Consider the following 18683-nt stretch of genomic DNA (forward strand, 5'->3'; position numbering starts at 1 on the left):
TAAGACTAATAAGAAAAAGGTCAACCAGAAAAATCTGGCTAACCTTATATTACGAACGTTTGTTTAATTGAGCAGAAACATAGTAAATCTTAGAGGTGGCGGGATAAAATAAAAGAAGGTAAATTTTTCAAAAAGGCTGTGGTGGCGATGTGTTTAATTTTGTTTGCTTATAAGGTGCATCCTGTTTATAAATTAATCGTGGCGGCAAACCGTGATGAGGTATACAAAAGGGAGACTGCTCCGGCCCATTACTGGGAGGACCATCCTGAAATTCTTGCTGGGCGTGACCTTGAAAAAATGGGTACGTGGATGGGAGTCACCAAAACAGGACGGTTTGCCGCGTTAACGAACTACCGCAATCCCCAGGAAGTAGCCGAAGGGAAGCGTTCGCGAGGAGAACTGGTCGCTGATGCGCTTTTGTATAATGGCAATGTGCAAGAATACATGAAAGAACTTTTGGAAAAAAAGGATCTCTATCCAGGCTACAACTTGCTAGCTGGAGACCAAAATGAACTTTACTACTATTCTAATATTGGCGGAGAACTTCAAAAACTTGAGCCGGGGATATATGGCGTCAGCAATCATTTGTTAAATACCGAATGGCCGAAGGTGCAAAAAGGCAAGGAGCAATTATCAAAAGTGATGCATGGCAAACAGGAAATTCTGATCGACGAGCTATTCTCTCTGCTGCAAAGCGCTGACCCTGCTCCTGATGAAATGCTGCCAAAGACTGGGGTTTCATTGGAGATGGAGCGAATGCTGTCGCCGTTATTTATCAGCAGTGAGCACTATGGTACCAGAAGCTCCACCGTCATGTTGATGGATGGAAATGTAGTTCAATACATTGAGCGGGTTTTTACGAAGGATGAAGTGAAGCAACAAAAATTTACGCTTCAAATATGAAGATTAAATGCAGTGGATTCCTATTAAAGGGAATAGCTGCATTTTTTTTATTTCGATTTTAGTAAAACTTTTACTAAAACAATTGCGGAGTTTTACCTGTGGGGAGTAAAATAAAAGCATAATAGTATGCAGGAGGATACCCAATATGAACGTAACTGCATTGAATGAAACATTCCAAGCTGTATTTAAAACTTTACCCGAAAAAACGTTTTTCGCACCTGGCAGGATTAATTTAATCGGGGAACATACCGACTATAACGGCGGTCATGTTTTTCCTTGTGCGATTACCTATGGGACCTATGCTGTTGCCCGAAAACGGGAAGACCAGCTTGTTCGTGTGTACTCCGAAAATTTTCCGGATAAAGGGATTATTGAATTTAGCTTACAGGAGTTGGACTACGACAAGGCTCATAATTGGGGTAACTATCCCAAGGGGATGATTCGCTATATAAAGGAGGCGGGCTACGGAATCCCCAATGGATTCGAGTGCGTCATTAAAGGGAATATCCCCAATGGTGCCGGACTATCGTCTTCTGCTTCAATTGAAATGCTGACAGGAGTTTTAATAAAAGGGCTGTTCCAGTTAGAGATCCCTACCTTGGAGTTAATCAAGCTTGGCAAGCGGGTCGAAAATGAATTTATCGGGGTAAACAGCGGGATTATGGATCAGTTTGCCATTGGCATGGGCAAAAAGAATGCGGGTATTCTGTTAGATTGCCAGACTCTTAAGTATGAATACGCCCCAATTCAACTTGAAAACCACAAAATCATTATTATGAATACAAACAAACGCAGGGAGTTAGCGGATTCGAAATACAATGAACGCCGTGGTGAATGTGAAGAGGCACTAAGCCAGCTGCAGCAAAGGCTCCCAATCGAAGCACTTGGGCAGCTTTCCCAACAAGAGTTTGAGGAGAGCAAATATCTGATTACCAATGAAACTGTCCGCAAGCGGGCAAAGCATGCAGTCTATGAAAATAGGAGAACAATCAAGGCACTTGAGGAATTAAAGGCTGGAAATTTGATTGCCTTCGGTCAGTTGATGAACCAATCACATGTCTCACTGCGAGACGACTATGAGGTGACCGGAGTCGAATTGGATCGTTTAGTAGAAGCTGCCTGGAATCAACCGGGAGTTCTTGGTGCACGGATGACGGGTGCCGGTTTTGGCGGCTGTGCAATCGCAATCGTTGCTAATGAAACAGTTGAAAGTTTTATAGAGAATGTCGGTGCTGCTTATAAAGATAAGATTGGCTATGAGGCAGAATTCTATGTTGCGAGCATTGGTGACGGGGCAAAAGAATTAGAAATGGTATGAGAGGGTGAAGAGGATGATTCATCAACGGATTCAGCAGCTGCTTAATCAAGCGCTTGCCGCCAAACTCTTGGCGCAGGAGGATGAAATCTATGCCCGCAACCAAATCCTGTCACTGTTGCACCTGACGGAGTTTGTGGAAAGTACTCAAGAAACCCATCTGGAGATTCCCGATCTACTTGAAATGATTATTGATTACGCCTGTGAGCAAGGAATTGTTGAGGATATTTTTGATGAAAGAGAGATTTTCGCGAGCAAAATCATGAACTGTTTAATAGCAAGACCATCAGAGGTCAATCGCAAATTTTTTGAAAAATATTTGCAGAGCCCGGAGGATGCAACAAGGTATTTTTACGAGTTAAGTAAAAATAGCAACTACATTCAAATGAAGCAGATTCAGAAAAATATCGTATACAAGGCTCCCACAGAATATGGCGAGTTGGATATAACGATCAATTTATCAAGGCCGGAAAAAGACCCGAAAAGTATCGCAAGGGAACGTCAGGTGAGGCAAACATCCTACCCGAAATGCCTGCTTTGTGTTGAAAATGAGGGCTACGCCGGCAGAATTGGACATCCGGCCCGCTCGAACCACCGAACGATTCGCTTGAACCTGCTGGGGGCGCCTTGGTATTTGCAGTATTCACCGTATGTTTACTACAACGAGCACTGTATCCTGTTATCTGAAGAGCATACAGAGATGAAAATCAGTCCGACGACCTTTTTGCGCCTGTTGTCGTTTGTCGAGCAATTTCCGCACTATTTTTTAGGCTCGAATGCCGATATTCCCATCGTTGGCGGCTCGATTTTATCCCATGAGCATTATCAGGGGGGCCATTATCAGTTTGCGATGGCAAAAGCATCGGATGATTGGACCTTTGGAATGGCAAGGTTTCCTGATGTTTCAGGTGCTGTTGTCAAATGGCCGATGTCCGTGATTCGTCTTCAATCTAGGCGAATTCACTCGCTTGTAGAGGCAGGCGAACACATACTGATAAATTGGAAAAATTACAGCGACCCATCACTTGATATTATCGCCAGGACAGGAGAGACTCCACATAATACAATTACTCCGATTGCCCGCAAAGCCGGTGACCTATTCCAACTGGACTTGGTGCTGCGGAATAACCGCACGAATGCGGAACATCCGCTGGGAATATTCCACCCTCATGCTGATGTTCATCATATTAAGAAGGAAAACATCGGGTTAATTGAGGTCATGGGACTTGCCGTACTGCCTGCACGATTAAAGGATGAACTGGCGGAAGTTGAGAAGTATATCCTTGGAAAACCAAGTGCTGTGGCTGCTTATCATTTGGAATGGGCGGAACAGTTAAAGACGCGTTTAGGCAATGCAGCGAACGAATCCAATATCGAAACATTAGTCAGAGAAGAAGTAGGGATGAAGTTTTTGAGAGTATTAGAGGATGCCGGTGTGTTTAAACGGGATGAAGCGGGAACTGCCGGGTTTCGCCGATTTATTCAAACAATAAGCGGAGGGGGGAACCTATGAAAATCGTAGACACAGTATTTGGCCATTACCATGGGGAGCCCGTGTTGGAATATACGTTAACCAATGATTCAGGAATGTCGGTATCTTGTCTGAATTACGGTTGTGTGATTACAAAAATTATCGTACCTGACCGCAACAATAATTTTGAAAATGTGGTTCTTGGCTTTGATAACTTTGATGATTACTTGGAATTGTCGCCATACTTCGGTGCGGTGGTGGGCCGGGTGGCAGGGCGGATTAAGGACGCCAAGTTTGAACTTGATGGAGAAGAATATCAACTGGCTGCCAATGAGGACCCGAACCATTTGCATGGCGGAAAGCAGGGGTTTAACTCCGTTATTTGGCAAACGGAGCGCATTCAACAAGACGATGCAATTGGTTTACGTTTTTCTTATCTAAGTCAGGACGGCGAAGAAGGGTATCCAGGAAATCTGGATACTAGTATTATCTATCTTTTGTCCAATAGTAATGAGTTGACCATTACTTATCAGGCGAAAACAGATAGAAAAACACCGGTAAACTTAACGAATCACTCGTATTTTAATTTAAGCGGCAATGTGAAACGGGATTGCTGTGAGCATATTCTTCAAGTGGAAAGTGATTCTTTTCTGGAACTTGGACCTGATTTGATTCCTACTGGGAAGATGCTCAACTCAAAGGGAACTCCATTTGATTTTAATCAAGGGCGTTTACTTCAGTCTGGTATCAAATCGTCTCATCCGCAAAATGTTCTGGCCGGAAACGGGTACGACCATCCGCTCGTTTTTAACAAACCCGGGGAAAATACAATCACGTTAAGTGATAAAGAAAGCGGCAGGTCACTTTTGGTGACAACAGATCAGCCTAGTGTAGTTGTTTATACGGGAAATTACCTTGAGGGGCCGTATTCGATATCGGGTATCATCGCAAAGAACTATTTGGGTGTATGTCTGGAAACACAGGGGCTGCCGGATGCCGTCCACCAACCGGATTTTCCGTCTGTTGTTTTGAATCCGGGGAAAGAATATTATACAACAACGAAGTATCGGTTTTTTTCTAATAAAATAGGAGTTTGAAAAAATGGCAACAATTAAAGATATTGCAACAAAAGCAGGTGTATCGATCGCCACTGTCTCAAGGGTGCTGAATTACGATAATACCCTGTCTGTCAGCGATGAAACGAAAAAACGAATTTTTGAAGCGGCAGAAGAACTGGATTATAAGAAAAAAGCAGGTGGCCGCAAGCCAGAGCTTGGGAAGATAGTTCTTTTTCAGTGGTATACCGAAAAGGAAGAGCTTGAGGATTTATATTACATGTCCATTCGATTAGGCGTGGAAAATCGCTGCAGGCAGCATGGAATGGGAGTGGTCAAATACTTTCAGGAGAGCTTGGAGGAATTAAAACAGGAAGAGATTCAAGGACTGATTGCCATCGGGAAATATAGTCATAAGCAGGTTGATGAACTCTCCTCTGTTACGCAAAATATTGTGTTTGTCGATTTCTCCCCTGATGAAGAGCAGTTTGATTCTGTTGTCGCTGATTTTGAACATGCTACCGTAAAGGTCCTTGACTATTTGCTGGATAAGGGTCATAAACAAATTGGCTATCTTGGGGGCAGGGAGGAGTTTAAAGACCAAACCTCAGCCATTGAAGATCCACGGGAGCGGGCTTTTAAGCGGCATTTAGCGGAACATGGACTGTTAAATGAAGTCTTTATGTATACGGGGACGTTTTCAGTGGACAGTGGCTATTCGCTTATGAAAAAAGCCATACAGGAACATGGGGACAACCTGCCGACCGCGTTCTTTGCCGGGAATGACCCGCTTGCAATCGGGGCCTTAAGGGCGCTGCTTGAAGCGGGAATCTCTGTACCGGAACGTGTGAACGTGATCGGTGTTAACGATATAAGTGTCTCGAAATATGTATTCCCCGCCTTAAGCACGGTGAAGGTTCATACTGAACTAATGGGAGAGACCGCCGTTGATACGCTATTAGAACGAATACAAGGCAGGCAAATACCCAAAAAAATAACCATATCCACAAAACTCATCATTAGAAATAGCAGCCTATAAAAAAGCAAAATCGATAGAAAAAAAAGAAAAAGCAGGAAAACTATTAAGGAAGGCGAAATTGTCCATCTGGGGTGGACAATTTCGCCTTTTTGTAGCTCTTTTCTCAACGTTTGTTTGCTACTCTGTTTCTGTTATGAGGTGATAAAGTCGCCCCCGTTGACGTGCAGGGTTTGGCCAGTGACATATCTGGAGTCATCGCTGGCGAGGTAGACGTAGGCAGGGGCGAGTTCAAAGGGCTGGCCAGCTCGTTTCATCGGTACATCAGTACCAAAGGTTGTGACATGCTCGGCGGAAAATGATGCTGGAATAAGCGGAGTCCAGATGGGGCCTGGGGCAACCGCATTGACTCGGATTCCCTGTTCAACGATCGATTGGGAGAATGAACGTGTAAAGGATACGATGGCCCCCTTGGTAGCGGAGTAGTCGATTAATGTTTTTTCACCCCGATAAGCAGTAATGGAAGCAGTGTTAATAATCGAACTTCCTTCTTTAAGGTGGGACATTGCCGCCTGAGTCATAAAGAAATACGAAAAAATATTGGTTGCAAAGGTATGAATCAACTGCTGCTCCGTGATATCTGTCAACCGGTCCTGTGGGTATTGAACAGCACAATTGTTAACGAGAATATCCAGCTTTCCAAATGTTTGCAACACCTGTCCAACAACCTTGGTGCAATTCTCTTTAAAGCGCAAGTCTGCAGGGATGGCCAAGCAGCGTCTGCCAATTTCCTCCACTCTTGCCTTGGTTTCCTCTGCATCTCGCTCCTCATAGAGATAGGCGATCGCGATATCTGCTCCTTCCTTGGCAAAAGCGTAGGCAACAGCGCGGCCAATCCCGCTGTCACCTCCGGTTATGATGGCAATCTTGCCCTCGAGCCTTCCACTCCCTTTATAATTCGGATTCTCGGATATTGGTCTTGGGTCCATTAAGTATTCAAGACCAGGCTGCTGGTCCTGATGCTGCGCCGGAAAAGCCAGCGGCTGCTCCTCACATTTTGTTTCTTTGCCGTAGTATGGATATATCGGATAGTCTCTCATGTAAGTACCTCCTTAGGCGTTCATCTAGAACACTATATTCCAAGATGCTCCGGGAGTGACAGTACTAAAACAAAAGCACATCTCTATCCCCTAAATAAGTTTTTCTTATTGTTTTTCTTAAAAACTATGAAATTTATTTATCGCCCTAACAGGAATATACTGTAAATGAAAGGAACAAGGGGGTGCAGTACATGGAATACATTGCTCTATTTATCATTGGAATTTGTGCGACAACAATTGGAACATTGGCAGGTGGAGGCGGATTAATTAGTCTACCGGCCATGTTGCTTTTAGGACTGCCGGTCCACTCCGCGATTGGTGCGAATAAAGTTTCGAATACAATAAGTTCTTTTTCTAGCTTCTATCATCTATATAAAAAGAAAGAAATCTCGCTAAAGGAAGCGTGGTGGATTATCCCTGTCAGCCTTGGCGGCGGGGCAAGCGGCGGTTTTATTGCTTCAAGGATATCGGCAGAAAATTTGTATATCATCGCTATTATTCTCTTATTTTTTGCGTTCATCACATCGTTTAATAAGAAAGGGAACTTTGCAGGCCAAGAGAGTCTGAAAGCAAACAAAATCAGCGTGCCCGGTCTCTATGGCATTGGAATTTATGACGGCCTGTTTGGTCCGGGGCAGGGGACGCTAATGTTATATTTGTTCGGATTTTTGAGTATCGCCTACATCAAGGCGGTCGGTTTGGTCCGCCTGGCCACTTTTTCGAGCTGTTTTGGTGCAGCGCTTACTTACATCGCCACGGGAAAAATAATTTGGCCGCTAACGCTGGCTCTTTTGCTCGGTTCCCTGACAGGAGCACAAATCGGTGTACGGATTGCTGAAAAATTGCAGCCGAAATTTATAAAGCCGATCCTAAGAGTCGTCACAGTCGGATTGATTCTTCAAATCATAGTCGAGAAGGTAATCTAGCTTCAATATAAAAGGGAATTGAACAAAAATCCAATTCCCTTTTTCCATCAATTATTGATGAACTTTTTCTTTTTTCTGACTGCCTGCATCGGCGTTCGACCAATCGTTTCGGATGATATAATCGAATGCACCAAGTGAAGCCGTTGCACCAGATCCCATCGAAATGATGATTTGCTTATAGGCGCTGTCAGTACAGTCACCTGCGGCAAATACACCAGGAACGCTGGTTGCACCATGCTTGTCGACAACGATTTCACCCATACGGGTTTTTTCAAACGTATCATCTAACCAATCGGTATTAGGTACAAGGCCAATCTGAACAAATACACCTTGTAATTCAACGTGGTGCTCTTTGCCTGTTGCACGGTCAATATAGGTAATCCCGTTGACCTTATCAGTACCGGTAATTTCCTTGGTTTGAGCGTTTTTAATTACCGTTACATTTGGCATACTAAATAGTCGATCTTGCAGGACAGAATCTGCCTTCAGTTCCGGAGCAAATTCAATAACCGTTACATGCTTGACAATCCCCGCTAGGTCAATGGCCGCTTCAATACCAGAGTTTCCGCCGCCAATAACGGCAACGTCTTTTCCTTCAAATAAAGGACCATCACAGTGAGGGCAATAAGCCACGCCTTTGTTTTTGAACTCCGCTTCACCAGGAACGTTGACATTACGCCAGCGGGCACCTGTTGACAGGATGACGGTTTTGCTTTTTAAAACAGCACCATTTTCCAGTTCAACCTCGATATAGTCTTTCTTCTCCAGACGTTTGGCACGCTGTAAATTCATGACATCGACGTTGTATTCTTTCACATGCTCTTCAAGACTGGCCGCAAGCTTCGGACCTTCGGTATATTTCGTACCGATGAAGTTCTCAATGCCGAGCGTATCCATAATCTGACCGCCAAAGCGCTCAGCCACGATACCTGTACGAATACCTTTACGAGCCGCATAGATAGCTGCACTCGAACCAGCCGGGCCGCCGCCAACGACAAGCACATCATATGGCTCTTTGCCTTCAAACTCTGATGCATCAGCGGTGCTGCCCATCTTGGCAAGGATTTCTTCAAGTGACATCCGGCCGCCCCCGAAAGATTCTCCATTAAGGAACACAGTCGGTACTGCCATGATATTCTTGCTTTCAACTTCAGCTTTATATGCCGCACCATCAATCATCGTATGAGTAATGCCAGGATTAAGGACACTCATTGCGTTTAGTGCTTGGACAACATCAGGGCAGTTATGACATGTTAAGCTGACATACGTTTCAAAGTGGTATTCACCTTTCAGGTTTTTCACCTGGTCAATGACTTTTTGATCAACCTTAGGAGCGCGTCCGCTTACTTGCAGGAGTGCCAATACTAATGAAGTAAATTCGTGTCCAAGAGGAACACCGGCAAAAGTGACTCCGGTTTCCTCTCCAATACGGTTCACGCTAAAGCTTGGTGTTCTTTCTAATGTTGTTTTTTCTAGTTTAATTCTAGGTGACATAGACACAAGTTCATCTACAAGTGCCAGCATCTCGCGGGAAACATCATCGGAACCTGCGCTGACTTTAAGCAGAACGTCGCCTTCTAATAATTGAAGATATTGAGCTAATTGCGCTTTTATATCTGCATCTAGTATCATTTTGATCTAGCTCCTTAAATTTTGCCGACAAGGTCAAGGCTTGGCTTAAGTGTTTCTCCGCCTTCTTGCCATTTAGCAGGGCAAACTTCGCCTGGATTTTTGCGTACATATTGTGCTGCTTTGATTTTGTTAACAAGTGTGCTTGCGTCACGGCCGATACCGTCTGCGTTAATTTCCATAGCTTGTACAACACCATCTGGATCGATGATGAAAGTGGCGCGTTGAGCAAGACCTTCGTCATCTAAAACATCGAATAAAGTAGAAATTTTGTGTGAAGGGTCGCCAATCATTGTGTATTGAATTTTGCTGATGGCTGGTGAATGATCGTGCCATGCTTTATGTGTAAAATGAGTATCGGTTGAACAAGAGTATACTTCAACGCCAAGGTCCTTTAGAGTACCATATTGGTTTTGCAGGTCTTCAAGCTCAGTAGGGCAAACGAATGTAAAGTCTGCTGGGTAGAAGCAAAGAATGCTCCATTGACCTTTGAAAGTTTCATCAGATACACTGACAAAATCTCCGTTTTTGTAAGCTTGTGCTACGAATGGTTGTACTTCTTTTCCAATTAAAGACATGTTAAATCTTCCTCCTAGATAGGTTATATAGTAACTAATTACTTTCTTTTAATAATTAGTTATTTAAAATAATTCTAATACGATACATATTATTATATATTTTGTCGTAAATTGTCAAGCGATAGACCCTTTAATTTTTCAACCTCCAATTATCCATAATCTATACGCTACTATTTTAGGTTTTTTATAGGATTGATATACTCTCTTTTAAAAAATAAAAAAAGAGTTTTAATAGTAGAATGCTAATTTCAATTAGTAATATCAATTCTCAATAAAAGGAAGCAGGGGAGTGGTCAAAAGAACCGTCCCCTGCTTCCTTTCACAATTTCCCTATAAACGTCAATGACTTTAACTCTTCCGCATCCGTTCCGCCGTCCAGGATTTTTCGAACATCATTTAGTGTGTCTTTAAGTTCAACGGATTCCCCCTTTATTCCGGTGTACGCTTCCGCAACATAGAACGGCTGGGTGAGATAGGCTTCCAATCTTTCACCGCGGTTGTAGGTCTCCAGTTCAGCGGCTGGAATCCCGTCCAGCCCCCTAACGTTAACCAAAGAGCGCAATTCCCGGTAGCGGCGCAGCAGTTTTTGCGCACGTTGTTGAATGGATAGATGGTTTTGGTCCAGATGCGCGCCTTCCAATACGGAAGAAGTAGAGTAGATAGGGTTGACCGCAGGGAATTTATGCCGTGCTGCAAGGTCAAGGTCAAACTGAAATAATGTTTCAAGAGGACCATAAGGAAGGTCTTCGTCTACAGCACCACCCTTCAAGTCGAGAAGAAAGGTTGTCACTGATTGGATGTTGGTATTGTGGAGTTGTTCTTGGAGTTGATAAATTTCACCAGTGAGTACATGTGTGCGATCTGCTGTAAAAATAACATCATTATTCTTTCCAAGCGAAACAATTTGTTCAAAAGCCTTATCGATAGAATCGACAATGGCATCAACATCATCCGTAATATCATTTATTTCCGGATGATCTCCTTCCGGTTGCAGCAAAATGATGGAATAGCCTTGTTTCTTTAGACGATAGTATAACTCACCCAGCACGACTAGCTGACCCATTCCAGGCCGTGCCACTAATCCGACAGTTCCGCCTTTTGCGATAGGTGCAAATAAATCAAGCGTCTTTATTTTCGTTTCAATCATTTCTACCGACTCCCCCCGTAGTATCAATTCATCCAAACTGCATTGGGCCAATGAGGCCAGTGTCACCAAGGTACGAATTTCAGCGCGTCCGATGGGAATTTTCCCGGTACACAAGTTGGAAACGGTGGCTGGACGCAGGCCAACTGATTTAGCTGCACTTGTCAGGTTTGGTACCCTCCTGCGCAGCAGTGATACATTTAATCGTAAATTATCCAAAATTTCCACCTCCTTACTTTATATGGTAATATATTTTACTTTGTAAAGCAACAAAACGTTACTCTTCGGAGTAATAATTTTTACTCTTAACAAAAAGACGGTTCTGCAATTCCAAAATTGGAAGCACAGAACCGTTCACTAAATCACATCATACTAGCGTTTATGAAATTCTCTTTCCTCACCATAGCCAAGTGTGACGACATCTGTTTTGGAATAATCCTTTAATAGTTCTCTTAACTCGTGGTCTTTATCAATCATATAGCCAACCACAGGGAAGGCTTGCAGCAGCTGGGTCAGAGATTCTGGTGAAGGTGCTGTCTCATTTGATGGGAAGGTGTGACTCGGGATGACATACTTTACTTTTAATAAATGTTTAACGGCAAATGCAGCTTCCTTCGGCCCCATGGTGAAAAGCCCAGATGAAGAAAGGATGGCAATTTCAGGATCGTAGACATCTTGAATCAGCCTCATGTCGGACATCAATGCGGTATCGCCCGAGTGGTAAACTGTGTAATCATGATGAAAGTCAAAAATATAGCCTGCTGCCTCACCTGCATAAACAGGCGGGCCTTCTGTTTCACCGTAAGAGGAAGTGTGTTTGGCCGGTACCATTGTTACCGCAACATCACTAAGTGAAACAGTTCCGCCCGTATTGATTGGAAGCACATTTTTCATGCCCTTTTGAAGCAGGATTAACGCCAGCTCATACTGTGCCACAATCATGATGTCCTCCTTGTGGGCAACGAGCTTAGAGAGACCGCTGGAATGATCGAAATGGCCATGGGTTAAGAATACACAGTCAATAGATTTGTAGAAATCGACTGTATCCAAATGCGGAGGAAACCCGGGATTTAAATCAAAAAAGGGATCGATTAAATAGTTTCTTCCTTCATTGCTTTTAAAAAGATACATGGCATGCCCAAGCCGAGTTATTTTCATTAAAACACCCCTAATAGTTTTTATTACAATCTATTTATAAATGGGAAAAATATACCAAGTTATAGAGGCGTACAAAAAAGGTACCGGTCCTAAAGGGGGATTATCTTTAGGCCAGGTACCTTTCATTACATGCAAGCTTTATATTCATTCATGATGTTGTTGATAATGGTTTTTACGGGAAGGATTTCTTTGATTTCGTGCACTCTTGCCCCAGCAAAGACAAGGCCGTTTTCGCAATCACCATTCATTGAAGTAACCAAGGAATCCATTGTGCAAAACCGATAAGAGCAATTCTTCAGGCAATCAATACATTTCTTTATTTTCACCTTTTTTTCATCTGAAATCAGGTCAGTAAAATGGTTTTTGATTGCACGCCCTTGAAGTCCAACCGTTGTTTTTACCAAAATCAAATCTTCCTTGCGGGCATGTACGTATTTTTCTTTAAAGGATAGCGGTGCATCACATTCTTCACTGGCAACAAACCGCGTCCCCATTTGTACTCCGGATGCACCCATCTTTAAGACTCGCGCTAAGTCTTCACCGTTCATAATCCCGCCTGCGGCAATCACAGGAATCTTCACTGCTTCCACTACTTCAGGCAAAATCTCTAACATAGGCCGGTCAGTTCCGAGATGTCCGCCCGCTTCATGACCTTCGACAACAACCGCTGAGGCCCCAAGACGCTCCGACATTTTCGCAAGTCTGGCTGAGGAAACAATGGAAATTACAGGGATCCCTGCTTCCTTACCCCAAGCATACATATCCCTTGAGATTCCCGCCCCTGAGATGATGAAATCGACCTTTTCTTCAATAGCTGCTTTCATTTTTTCAGCGAAATCACTCATAGCAAAAAGCACGTTAACCCCAATATAGCCGGACCTCTCAATTTGTTCTCTGGCCGTCCTGATGTGTGACCTCATTTCCTCTACTGTAATCCCGGTTCCCGAGATAATTCCTATACCACCGGCGTTTGCAACAGCTGATGCCAAACCGCTTAAGGATATTCCTACGCCCATACCACCTTGCATAATGGGAAATTTCGGCATCATGTGACCGATCTTCAACTGTGGGAAATTCAAGCAAAAACCCCATTTCATCATTATTTTGTAGGATACCTTAACATTGTAGCAATAAAGTATCATTGATGAAGTGAGGAAATTAACACCTGCTCCTAATAGTTGATAAAAATTAAGTAGGGAAGAACCATGCTTCCTACACCTTAAGAATACACAGCAACGCAAAAATCATGCTGATGGCTGCGGCTAAAAATAAAATCCCGAATCCCCAAAAATCAATCAACAAGCCCAAAACTGGCGGGGAGACGATTGCAGCGAGTGAAGAGACCAGATAATATAATCCAGTCCGTGTTCCATTCCGCTGTTGGCTGCCAGTGGCGACTATAAAGGGGTAGGCATTAATATTGATACAGGCCCAGAACATTCCGCCAACCACAAGAAAAAGCCTCAAAACTATCAAGGATTCAACACTATTCAGCAAAGAAAAGACGATAAACAATCCAATGATGCCCGTGATGATGATTTTTTTCTCGCCAAATTTCGCTCCAAGCAGGCCGCTGGGAATGGAGGATAGGACGAAGCTTAATGAAAAAAACGCGAGCGAGAAGGCAGAGGCACTTTTGGACAGGCCGAGTTCTTTCACCCCATACAAGGTAAACAACGCTTCCATTCCCTGAATGGCCACAAACCAAAAGAAAATGGAAGCTAACAGGAAAATAGTAGCGCCGTTCAATTCACTCTTATAATCAAGTTTTATCTTAGTGGTTATCGTTTGCGGCAAGGCATCGCGGTTTTCTTTAATATTTTTATAAATTACTGTTAACGCCGCCAGGAAAATGGCCGCAACCAACAGAAATGGCAGGGCTTCAGCCATATTAAATAAAAACGCGCCAACACTAAACGCCAAGATTGCACCTAGTCCGCCCATAAAATTGATGATCCCGTTCGCCTTTGTCCGCTGCAGCTCCGGAGTAATATCAGGCATCAGCGCAATGGTCGGAGAACGGAAAATTGCCATGGATAAATTCATTCCTACCATAAAAACAATTAAAGTTATCAGGTTTGTATGGAAGGGAATAAGAGCGATAAATATAGCAGCCAATGGGGTCCCAATCAGTAAATAAGGCATGCGCCGGCCAAACCGTGTCTCGGTGGTGTCGCTGCGGTGACCAATATAAGGCTGCAGAAATAACGCGAAATAATTATCAATCGTCATCAGAAATCCGATTAATGCAGTGCTTTCGAGATAATCGTTCAGGAAGAAGGGAACGAAGCCGTTGTATAACGACCAGCCGATACTAATGCTGAAAAAACCAAACCCCAATAGCCAAATTTTCCTCATCTATAAAGCTCCCTTCCTGTTGTCATTTTGAAACATGAATGAGGTGGGGGGATAGGGCAAAAGAAGCAGAAAATGACCGAATGCTATTATCTTATGCGGGGTTTTTATTGTATTGCGTGTTCGTTTCCAACTTAATCCCTATAAAAATATAAAAATATTTTTAAAAAAGGTGTTGACGGATATTACCAATTATAATATTATCATTATTGAGAATGATAATAATAAAAAACAAGGGGTTAATTTTAGGGGGAGAAAGAGTATGGTCAGTACTGGAACGATTGTTGCGATGTTTGTACCGATTGTGTTTTCAATTGCTTTATTTGTGGGATTGATTTTGTATTATCGTAAGAGAACGGGGGTTGCGGCTAAGCCGGTCATCATTGGTGCAATCGGATTTGTAGTCATTACTCAGGTTTTGGAAAAAGTGTTGCACCTTGTTGTCATCAGCGCTTTTCCAAACTACGCCGACCATCCAGTGCTGTTTGGATTATACGGTGGTATGGCTGCTGGAACATTTGAAGAACTTGGCCGGTTCCTGTTATTCACTTGGCTGTTGAAAAAGTATCATGATTACAAAGGCGGCATCTCATTTGGAATCGGATGGGGCGGCATCGAAGCAGTTGTCCTGATGTTGATGATGATGGGTACAAATATTGCGTATGCGGTTTTGATTAATTCGGGCACATTTGAGTCCACATTAGGGAGTCAGATACCTGCCGACCAGGTGGCGGCCATTAAGGATACAGTATTAAGTCAGGGAATATCATTCTATTTATTGAGTGCAGTGGAACGGTTCTTTGCGGCATTCCTGCAGATTGCCTTCAGTTTATGGGTATTAATCGGTGTCGTGAAAAAGAAATTTTCCTATGTCATATTTGCAATTTTGATTCATGCTGCTTTTGACTTTCCACTTGTATTTTGGCAAACAGGCGCCTTTACAAATATGTGGTTACTCGAGCTATACGTGGCCATCGGCGGAATTATAGCGTTTGTTTTAATTAAAAAGGCAAGACCTCATCTGCAGTAATTGACTCAAGGACTCTTTCGCTATGCGGAAGGGTCTTTTTTTGATTATTGCTTTAAGGAAATCTTAAGGAACAAACATAATAATAGGCTTATTCCAAAAATAAAACATGTCCGGGCGGCGAAACCCTGGATTAAAAAAGGAGTAAGCCAAGATGAAAAAATGGATTTTAATATTGGTTAGTGTAGTACTAGTGGGGTATGTCGGCTATCAGTGGTACAACTCTAAAACAAGTACGACGGAGGCGGCCGCGGAACAAACACGAACTGCCACCGTACAAAAGGGAAAAATGGAAGTGAAGATCAGCGGTTCGGGAACGGTTGGGGCAGTAACGAGCGTTGATATCAAAACAAAGGAAAATAATAAGACCATTGATGAGGTACTGGTAGCAGCCGGTGAAGAAGTAAAAGCTGGTGAGGAGTTAATTACCTATACTGATGGGAGCGACCCAGTCACAGCACCTGCTGACGGGATCATTACTACCCTATCTGCTTCTGCGGATGACAAGGTTACATCAGGACAGGTTGTTGCTCATTTAACGAACTATAATGACTTGCAAACTGTTGTTCAAGTGGATGAGCTGGATATCAACAAGATTCAAGCCGGCCAGACCGTCAGCCTCACAGTCAGTGCGGTACCAGATCAAACCTACACAGGCAAGGTAACAACTGTCGCGGCAGAAGGGGCATCCTCTAACGGAGTATCTACCTTTGATGTAACAATTCACTTTGATCAAATTGATAGCTTAAAAGTTGGAATGAGCACGGAAGCAAGTATCCTGACCGCAAGCAAGGAAGATGCACTCTATGTTCCACTAGATGCCGTACACAGTGGCAGCGGCGGGAAATATGTCATTGTTCAAAGTTCAAGCTCTGATGGTCAAGCCTCCGGGACGGAGCAAAAAACAGTAAAAACCGGTTTGGCGAATGAGGACTATGTGGAAATCACTGAAGGCGTCTCTGAAGGAGATGTGATCGTATTGCCACAGCTGGCGGCTGACAGCTCCTCATCGTCACAAAAAGGCATGATGCAAGGCAGCGGCTTTGGCGCTCCAGGGATGGGCGGCATGGGTAATATGGGCGGCAGCATGAGGGGACCCGGCGGACAAGCTGGTGGAAGGAGCGGAAACTAATGAGTAATCCTATCATTGAAATCCGCAGCCTGATGAAAACCTACAAGCTTGGCGGTGAAACAGTTCATGCCCTAAATGATGTGTCCATCAAGATTGAAAAAGGTGAATTTTTGGCGATTATCGGTCCTTCAGGTTCTGGGAAATCCACCCTTATGAATATGATTGGCTGCTTGGACAGACCGCAATCGGGGAAATACCTGCTAGATGGCAAGGATATCGGCAAAATGAATGATAACCAATTGGCGAGTATTCGTAATCAAAAAATCGGATTTATTTTTCAAAACTTTAACTTGTTAACGAAATTAACAGCACTGGAGAACGTTGAACTGCCGCTGTTATATGCCGGTATGTCGGCAAAAGAGCGGCGTGAACGGTCAATGGCGAGCTTAGAAAAAGTCGGACTAAAAGAACGTGCGGGACATTTGCCGACTCAGCTATCAGGCGGTCAGCAACAGCGGGTCGCGATTGCCAGAGCGCTGGCGGGCAATCCGGCTATTCTCCTCGCCGATGAGCCGACCGGTGCACTTGATAGCAAAACAAGCAAGGAAATATTGCAATTGATGAAAGAATTGAATGAAGCAGGTCATACGATTATTTTAATTACGCATGACTTGGCGATTGCCAAGCAGGCAAAACGAATGGTCAGTATCCAGGATGGACAGCTGCTGGAAAGCGGGGGTGAGCTCCTTGAGAGTTTGGCAATCTATTAAAATGGCGCTGCGAAGCATTAAAGGAAATAAGCTGCGCTCGGCGCTGACAATGCTCGGGATGATCATCGGAGTTTCCTCTGTCATTGTGCTGGTGTCAATTGCCCAAGGATCTGCGCAAAATGTCACCAGTCAAATCAACCAGCTTGGTACGAACCTGTTAACCATCAATACGTTTGGGACTGATTTATCGCTAACCGAGGATAAAATCAGTGAACTGGGGGAACTGGACGGGGTTAAAGCGATTTCGCCGGTTGTTTCCGGACGGGTGAATGTGAAAAAGGACAGGACATCTTCACAAGTTACCTTAACAGGGACGAATGCCGACTACTCTGCCGTTCGTGATACAAAGGTGAAGCAAGGTCGATTTATCACGGAGCTTGATAGTGAATACCGACAAAAAATTGCCGTCATTGGTTCTGAAACAGCGACTACTTTTTTTGGAGCAGAAAATCCTGTTGGCCAATATCTTCAAATTGAAGGAACGTCATTTAAGGTAGTTGGTGTTCTCGCTTCCAAAGGGAGTTCGATGGGGCAAAGCGGCGATAATGTCGTCATCGTGCCGCTCAGCACCGGGCAGCGCCTTGTCAAAAGCACGACGATTAACCAGGTCTACCTGCAAAGTAAAAGCGAGGATCAGATGGACTTTGTTATGAACGAGGTAAAAATGACGATGGCCAGCCTTTATCCTAATAAGAGTGATTCCTATAGTGTCACAAACCAGCAGGATATCATGGATACGATGAGTTCGGTTTCCGATACGATGACGATGATGCTGGGCGGAATCGCTAGTATCTCTTTGCTGGTCGGCGGAATCGGAATTATGAATATCATGCTTGTTTCCGTGTCGGAACGGACGAAAGAAATTGGGATTCGAAAAGCGATTGGTGCAAAACGGCGCGATGTGCTGCTGCAATTTTTAATAGAAGCGGTGGTATTAAGCGGTGTCGGCGGACTGATTGGCATTCTCAGCGGGATAGGCTTGGGTAAAATACTATCGTTAACCATGGAGTTAGCTGTATCATTTTCCTCATCGGTGATGTTAGGCGCCTTCCTGTTCTCATTGGTTGTCGGTGTCGTATTCGGGGTGTTCCCGGCCAATAAAGCGTCGAAACTGAACCCGATTCAGGCACTAAGGTATGAATAATCCTTGAAACTAGCGGACCGCTCTGTTGCGGCCGCTTTGTTTCCTATATAATGTTTGGTA

The 18683-nt window shown here is 43.9% G+C and carries 17 protein-coding genes; 10 read left to right on the forward strand and 7 right to left on the reverse strand.

The genetic code is table 11. From position 1 onward, the window contains the following. Nucleotides 1–147: 147 nt before the first annotated feature. The 5 genes from ACZ43M_RS02625 (at nucleotide 148) to ACZ43M_RS02645 (ending at nucleotide 5783) form a co-directional block, all read left to right on the forward strand. Entirely contained in the window at nucleotides 148–903 is a 756-nt protein-coding gene (locus ACZ43M_RS02625) for an NRDE family protein (protein WP_464507927.1), read from the forward strand. 145 nt (nucleotides 904–1048) lie between these two features. Further along, nucleotides 1049–2221, forward strand: coding sequence for a galactokinase (locus ACZ43M_RS02630; protein WP_464505936.1), 1173 nt, complete (start codon nucleotides 1049–1051; stop codon nucleotides 2219–2221). 13 nt (nucleotides 2222–2234) lie between these two features. Then, a complete protein-coding gene (gene galT / locus ACZ43M_RS02635; protein ID WP_464505937.1) occupies nucleotides 2235–3731 on the forward strand; it encodes a UDP-glucose--hexose-1-phosphate uridylyltransferase in 1497 nt (498 codons plus the stop codon). Then, nucleotides 3728–4786 carry an aldose epimerase family protein gene (locus tag ACZ43M_RS02640; RefSeq protein ID WP_464505938.1) on the forward strand — a complete coding sequence of 353 codons (1059 nt, stop codon included), beginning with the start codon at nucleotides 3728–3730 and terminating at the stop codon, nucleotides 4784–4786. Before galT ends, ACZ43M_RS02640 begins: the two co-directional genes overlap by 4 nt. Nucleotides 4787–4790: 4 nt before the next feature. Next, nucleotides 4791–5783 (forward strand): LacI family DNA-binding transcriptional regulator, encoded by a 993-nt coding sequence (locus tag ACZ43M_RS02645; protein WP_464505939.1) that lies wholly within the window; start codon nucleotides 4791–4793, stop codon nucleotides 5781–5783. Between the two features lie 131 nt (nucleotides 5784–5914). Here the strand turns inward: ACZ43M_RS02645 and ACZ43M_RS02650 are convergent, their stop codons facing one another. After that, nucleotides 5915–6820 carry an SDR family oxidoreductase gene (locus ACZ43M_RS02650; protein WP_464505940.1) on the reverse strand — a complete coding sequence of 302 codons (906 nt, stop codon included), beginning with the start codon at nucleotides 6818–6820 and terminating at the stop codon, nucleotides 5915–5917. Nucleotides 6821–7011: 191 nt separating this feature from the next. Between ACZ43M_RS02650 and ACZ43M_RS02655 the strand changes: the two genes are divergently transcribed. Next, nucleotides 7012–7746, forward strand: a complete 735-nt coding sequence (locus ACZ43M_RS02655) for a sulfite exporter TauE/SafE family protein (protein ID WP_464505941.1) — start codon at nucleotides 7012–7014, stop codon at nucleotides 7744–7746. Nucleotides 7747–7797: 51 nt separating this feature from the next. Here ACZ43M_RS02655 and ahpF read toward each other — a convergent pair whose 3' ends face one another. From ahpF to ACZ43M_RS02685, 6 genes are all read right to left on the reverse strand, one after another. Then, nucleotides 7798–9378 (reverse strand): alkyl hydroperoxide reductase subunit F, encoded by a 1581-nt coding sequence (gene ahpF, locus ACZ43M_RS02660; RefSeq protein WP_464505942.1) that lies wholly within the window; start codon nucleotides 9376–9378, stop codon nucleotides 7798–7800. A gap of 14 nt (nucleotides 9379–9392) precedes the next feature. Further along, entirely contained in the window at nucleotides 9393–9953 is a 561-nt protein-coding gene (ahpC, locus tag ACZ43M_RS02665; protein ID WP_464505943.1) for an alkyl hydroperoxide reductase subunit C, read from the reverse strand. Between the two features lie 319 nt (nucleotides 9954–10272). Then, on the reverse strand, nucleotides 10273–11316 hold the full coding sequence (locus tag ACZ43M_RS02670; protein ID WP_464505944.1) for a hypothetical protein: 1044 nt from the start codon (nucleotides 11314–11316) through the stop codon (nucleotides 10273–10275). Between the two features lie 153 nt (nucleotides 11317–11469). Further along, nucleotides 11470–12255: a metal-dependent hydrolase gene (locus ACZ43M_RS02675; RefSeq protein WP_464505945.1), complete on the reverse strand. Its 786-nt coding sequence runs from the start codon at nucleotides 12253–12255 to the stop codon at nucleotides 11470–11472. A 125-nt stretch (nucleotides 12256–12380) separates the two neighbouring features. Next, a complete protein-coding gene (locus ACZ43M_RS02680) occupies nucleotides 12381–13352 on the reverse strand; it encodes an NAD(P)H-dependent flavin oxidoreductase (protein ID WP_464507928.1) in 972 nt (323 codons plus the stop codon). A gap of 115 nt (nucleotides 13353–13467) precedes the next feature. After that, nucleotides 13468–14613: an MFS transporter gene (locus ACZ43M_RS02685; RefSeq protein ID WP_464505946.1), complete on the reverse strand. Its 1146-nt coding sequence runs from the start codon at nucleotides 14611–14613 to the stop codon at nucleotides 13468–13470. A 259-nt stretch (nucleotides 14614–14872) separates the two neighbouring features. Here ACZ43M_RS02685 and ACZ43M_RS02690 point away from each other — a divergent pair, with 259 nt between their 5' ends. The 4 genes from ACZ43M_RS02690 to ACZ43M_RS02705 all read left to right on the forward strand — a co-directional run bounded on the left by ACZ43M_RS02690 (nucleotide 14873) and on the right by ACZ43M_RS02705 (nucleotide 18623). Further along, entirely contained in the window at nucleotides 14873–15640 is a 768-nt protein-coding gene (locus ACZ43M_RS02690) for a YhfC family intramembrane metalloprotease (RefSeq protein WP_464505947.1), read from the forward strand. Between the two features lie 151 nt (nucleotides 15641–15791). Beyond that, nucleotides 15792–16769 (forward strand): efflux RND transporter periplasmic adaptor subunit, encoded by a 978-nt coding sequence (locus tag ACZ43M_RS02695; RefSeq protein WP_464505948.1) that lies wholly within the window; start codon nucleotides 15792–15794, stop codon nucleotides 16767–16769. Beyond that, nucleotides 16769–17479, forward strand: a complete 711-nt coding sequence (locus ACZ43M_RS02700; protein ID WP_464505949.1) for an ABC transporter ATP-binding protein — start codon at nucleotides 16769–16771, stop codon at nucleotides 17477–17479. Before ACZ43M_RS02695 ends, ACZ43M_RS02700 begins: the two co-directional genes overlap by 1 nt. Then, nucleotides 17448–18623 carry an ABC transporter permease gene (locus ACZ43M_RS02705; RefSeq protein WP_464505950.1) on the forward strand — a complete coding sequence of 392 codons (1176 nt, stop codon included), beginning with the start codon at nucleotides 17448–17450 and terminating at the stop codon, nucleotides 18621–18623. The genes ACZ43M_RS02700 and ACZ43M_RS02705 overlap by 32 nt, the downstream gene beginning before the upstream one ends. The last annotated feature ends 60 nt before the right edge of the window (nucleotides 18624–18683 follow it).

The organism is Neobacillus sp. B24 (assembly GCF_055381825.1).